This is a genomic window from Streptomyces sp. NPDC058877 (genome assembly GCF_042742855.1).
Taxonomy (GTDB): Bacteria; Actinomycetota; Actinomycetes; order Streptomycetales; family Streptomycetaceae; genus Streptomyces.
In genome coordinates, this window is sequence record NZ_JBHYMF010000332.1 from 1 (window position 1) to 3813 (window position 3813).

At 70.2% G+C, this 3813-nt stretch carries 5 protein-coding genes; all 5 read right to left on the reverse strand.

Features of this window, described 5'->3' with window-relative positions:
• Window positions 1–686 precede the first annotated feature (686 nt).
• The 5 genes from ACFW2Y_RS35000 to ACFW2Y_RS35020 all read right to left on the reverse strand — a co-directional run bounded on the left by ACFW2Y_RS35000 (window position 687) and on the right by ACFW2Y_RS35020 (window position 3391).
• Complete coding sequence (locus ACFW2Y_RS35000) at window positions 687–833, reverse strand: hypothetical protein (RefSeq protein WP_384887553.1); 147 nt, start codon at window positions 831–833, stop codon at window positions 687–689.
• 54 nt (window positions 834–887) lie between these two features.
• Window positions 888–1388 carry a transmembrane transport protein gene (locus ACFW2Y_RS35005; protein WP_384887555.1) on the reverse strand — a complete coding sequence of 167 codons (501 nt, stop codon included), beginning with the start codon at window positions 1386–1388 and terminating at the stop codon, window positions 888–890.
• The gene (locus tag ACFW2Y_RS35010) at window positions 1385–1930 is read right to left on the reverse strand and encodes an RNA polymerase sigma factor (RefSeq protein ID WP_384887558.1); all 546 of its coding nucleotides are present in this window, start codon (window positions 1928–1930) and stop codon (window positions 1385–1387) included. The genes ACFW2Y_RS35005 and ACFW2Y_RS35010 overlap by 4 nt, the downstream gene beginning before the upstream one ends.
• 785 nt (window positions 1931–2715) lie before the next feature.
• A complete protein-coding gene (locus ACFW2Y_RS35015; protein WP_384887561.1) occupies window positions 2716–3012 on the reverse strand; it encodes an SCO5918 family protein in 297 nt (98 codons plus the stop codon).
• 91 nt (window positions 3013–3103) lie between these two features.
• The gene (locus ACFW2Y_RS35020) at window positions 3104–3391 is read right to left on the reverse strand and encodes a CBS domain-containing protein (RefSeq protein WP_384887564.1); all 288 of its coding nucleotides are present in this window, start codon (window positions 3389–3391) and stop codon (window positions 3104–3106) included.
• Window positions 3392–3813: the final 422 nt, after the last annotated feature.

Here is a 3813-nt window from a genome sequence, read left to right on the forward strand (position 1 = left end):
GCGAGCCCCAACAGGGCCGCCGGCGAGGGCGAATCGGGCCACGACCTGCGGATTCCGCCAGCTTGATCGGCTACACCACTCGGCGGGACACCATCCGGATACGGCGGCGCTTGCGGGATTCGACGTCATCGCGAGTGTCGAGGCCGCGATCGCGAGTGTGCTTCCGATTGCTGAAATTCGCTCCGTTGAATTCGTGATTCCCCCTCTGCTTCAAGGGTTGTGGTCGATGTTGAGGCTATGGGGAAGTGAGGTGAATATTCCAGGCGGGTTGGGCGGTGTGGCTGGCTATTCCGCACGCTTGCCCGAAAGTCGACTGCTGGTTTTCGCTCATTCCGCGCTTTGGCGCCCGGGCCCCGGCGCAGTGCAGGTCAGTGGTTTGGTGCGTGCGGGGTCGTGCCAGCGGAGGGGCCGGTCTGCCCCTCCGCCGACCACCAGCGAGTCCAGGTGGCCGTGATCAAGAGGTAGCCGGCGTGGGGGGCCTTGATCCGGAGTCTCCGGAGACCTTCCTTCCTGCCGGCGGGCTTGCCCTCGCGCTCCGGGACGACGGTCCTGTCGCGCCGGGGCGACGGCTCACCGTCGTGGGTGCCGCACCACGACGAGCCGGTCGACGACCCGCGTGCCGGTCGGCATCGCCTGACACCGACCAGAACCGCGGGCAAGGGGCGAAGCGAGTGATTGCCGAAGGCTCAGAAAGATCTGGCCAGGAGCAGGCCGGCCCCGATCAGGAGTGCGGTGCCCACCAGTCCCGAGATCACCGCGACGGTCCGCCTGCCTGCGCCGAGGCGGCGCAGGATGATGGCCAGGGGGCCGATGGGCGCAATCTTGTCGTTCACAGGGGTCTCCTCGGTCATGTAGATGACTGTGTCGAGCCAGAGGGAACCGGCTTTTCAGGAGGCGCCTCTTCGCAGGTCCTCCCGCAACCGCAGCAGTTCACGGCGACGGGACTGCGCCCGTGCCAGGAGTGTTCCCGCGGCGCCGACCAGGCAGGCGCCGACCAGGCCGACGGCCAGGGCCCCGCCCGCGGTTCCACGCGCCGCGGTCAGTGCCGTTCCGGCGGTGCCGGTCGCCGTGGTCGCCACGAGCGCGAGCCGGGCTCCCAGCACCCGGTCACGAGCGAACAGCGGTCGGCGCCTGGTCAGCACCCAGCAGGAGAAAGCAGCCCAGGCCAGCCCGATAGTGATCATTCCGGCGAAAGCGGCCTGGGTGCGCGCAGGGAGCGTGGCCGGCTCGGTCGCCCACAGCGCAACGATCAGTGCCGCCGCGCATCCTCCCGCCAGACCGACGACCACGTAGCGCATCCGGGAGCGCACCGAGACCTCCGCGGCCAGCGCACGCTCCAGTTCCGCGGGCACGTCCGGGTGATGCGCTCGGTGATCCTTCTCGCTCATGCCTCGTGATTCCTCTCGATCAGGATGTTCCGCAGCATGCGGCGCGCGCGGTGCAGCCTGCTCTTGACGGTGCCGGTCGGCAGATCGAGCACCTCCGCGCAGGCGGCCAGAGGCAGATCCTGTAGATGGAACAGGATCAGCACTTCGCGCTCCAGCGGCGGCAGCCCCGTGAGGCCGGCCTCGATCTCCATCGTGTTCAGGACATCGCTGAGGGGATCGTCGTCGGCGGCGACCGTGTCGGCCTCCACCCACGATGTCTCCGGTGTCGCGTATGCCTGCCGCAGGTGGTTGGCCACCGTGCGCCGGGCGATGGTGAACAGCCACGGGGTGAACCGCTCCGGCTGCCGCAGCCGGGGCAGTCCGCGTACCACGGCGACCCACACCTCCTGGGCGAGGTCGTCCGCCAGGTGCGGCGAGCCGACCATCCCGCGCAGATAGCGCCACACCGGTCCGTGCCAGACGCGCACCAGTTCGGGGAACGCCTCCCGTTCCCCGAGCTGGCAGCGCACCACCAGGAGCACGTTGTGCCTGTCTTCGCCCACCGCATCTCCCTGCCCCGCACCACGGTCACCAAGACAGTCGGCATCCGGGGTCGAAAGGTTCACGATCCCCGAAGAAGCCATCCGCTCGGGTCTCGCCGAGCCGCCGGAAGCGAAGTCGAGCCCGTGCCACTCCGACCGGCGCCCCCGGTGCTCCGGGCGCCGTCCCCTCGGGCACGACGCCCGAGGCCGCACGGACTGCCATGGCCCGCGCCGCTCCTGCCGACAACGCCACCCACGCTGCCGAGATCCTCCTTGCCGAACGCTTCCATCCGGCGGCCCCGTCGGCCGGTACCACCGGGGACGACGGCGAAGGCCCAGGTCACTGACCTGGGCCTTCGGAGAAGAGGGTATGACGGGAATCGAACCCGCGCCATGACCTTGGGAATCACCCGGCGCTTGAGCGCACGCCTGTCCCCTGAGCCGTGGAGACAGGCTCCGAGAGTCGTCCCTTTGCCGAGGGAACCGGGCGGCTGCGGCGGGGTGGCTGGACTTCTCCGGGACGGTTCCGGTCAAGTGCTCGCTCGGCCGGCGGCTCTCCCCCGGCTGCCGCGCGGCGGTATTCGGCGTTGATGCGCTGGGCTTCTTCGAGTTGGTCCTCGAAGAGGAAGATGCGGCAGCCGACCTCTGGCGTGCTCGCGTCACGGCTGGAGTCCGCCGGTCCAACCGCCGCGCGGCTCCGTCGGGCGAGCGTCTCCCGTTCGTGAGACGGGCCGGACGACATCCGGAAGCCGGTGTGAACGCGGTCGGTTCCCGCGTCTCGTACGGGATGTGCGCCCGCCGCAGCGTCAGGCCGTCGTGGACGTGCCGGGCAGGGTGGGCGGCTGCTGGGTCGAGCCGTCCATGGCTGCGGAGCGGGTGCGACAGGTGAATCCGACCCGGGTCATGGCACGGATGACCTCGCGGGCGCTGAAGTCGCGGCGGTCCTGGCGGGTGATGACGGCGCCGACCTGCATGACGGGGTACTCGCGACGCCCGATGATCACGAACTCGCCGGTGGCGGGTTCGGGCGTGACGTCCTTCATCGTCTCCATGACGCCGTTCTGCGTCAGCTCGAACGGGAAGCGGGCGATGACGCAGCGCATGGGACCTCGCAGAAGTTCGCAGGAGAAGGCGGGAGGTGATCGGCTGGTATGCCGGTGGGGCGGGTCGGGGGCTCGGCCTCGGCCCGCGTCGTCAAGGAGGGGACGGAGAGTCCGCGGGGCGCAGGTCGCGCAGCCGTACCCGGTCGGTGTAGGCGGAGGTGGCGCGGAAGCCGTTGAGCTGGGCCCGGGTGACGAGGCCGGTGGGCCGGCCGTCGTCGTCCCGGACGACGAGGCGCCCGGTGCGTGCGCCGCTCATGACCGCCAGAGCCACCTCGACGGTCATGTCGGCCCAGACGTGCGGCTCTGCCTCGCCGGTCCGGGGCGCGGGCGGGCTGCCGGCGGCGTTCGCGGGGTGGAGCGGTGTCTGAATCGATGTCACATGCGGCTCCTGGGTGGGAAAGAGAGGCGTCGGACCCGGGTGCGAGGGTCCTGGCCGCCCGGGCTGGGATCCTGAGTGCACGACGGGGCGGAGGCATCGCGTCGGGCCCCGGCCTTCGGCGCCGGGTGCGGCGGGCAAACGTCTCGGCATGTCCAGATCGGCGAAATTCGTCGCAGTGGGGGAACGGCGGAGTCGGAGTGGATCCACCCGGCCTCGATCCGGAATTGCTCTCACAGGCATCCGAAAAAGCGATACTTCGCACCCGTGCTGCTCATGCGGGCCCCATCGGTGCGGCGTGCATCCATGAATTCCCCGACGGTTGGTCGGAGAGGGGAAAACCGAGGCGCATTCGAGAAGGCGTGAAGGTCGGGCGGCGGAGAGGGGAATGCGGCTGGGGCCCGCACCCCGAGGGATGCGGGCCC

Excerpts from the sequence above, each read along its gene's own strand:
- ACFW2Y_RS35005 (WP_384887555.1), bottom strand. The coding sequence starts at position 1,388 with ATGAGCGAGAAGGATCACCGAGCGCATCACCCGGACGTGCCCGCGGAA.
- ACFW2Y_RS35015 (WP_384887561.1), bottom strand. The coding sequence starts at position 3,012 with ATGCGCTGCGTCATCGCCCGCTTCCCGTTCGAGCTGACGCAGAACGGC.